Origin of the sequence: Paraburkholderia sp. SIMBA_030 (assembly GCF_046535245.1) — a bacterium.
Classification (GTDB): domain Bacteria; phylum Pseudomonadota; class Gammaproteobacteria; order Burkholderiales; family Burkholderiaceae; genus Paraburkholderia.
Window position 1 is genome coordinate 1 of sequence record NZ_JAWRXB010000763.1, and the last position, 264, is coordinate 264.

Here is a 264-nt window from a genome sequence, read left to right on the forward strand (position 1 = left end):
TCTTCGATCTTCTGCGGCAGAGCGAACGTCCGCTGTTATACGTCGGCGGCGGTGTCATCGCAGCGGGCGCAGCAGCCGAGCTGCGCGCGTTCTCGGAGCGTTACAGGATCCCGGTAGTGACGACGCTAATGGGTCTCGGCGCCATACCGGCAAAGCACGAATTGTCGCTTGGCATGCTCGGCATGCACGGCGCCGCGTGCGCGAATTATGCGGTCGAAGATTGCGACTTTCTGATTGCCGTGGGTTCCCGATTCGACGATCGCG

The 264-nt window shown here is 62.1% G+C and carries 1 pseudogene; it reads left to right on the top strand.

The annotated features are described in order from the left end of the window. Positions 1 to 264: pseudogene (locus SB772_RS42025) on the top strand (acetolactate synthase, large subunit, biosynthetic type); the annotation flags it as partial.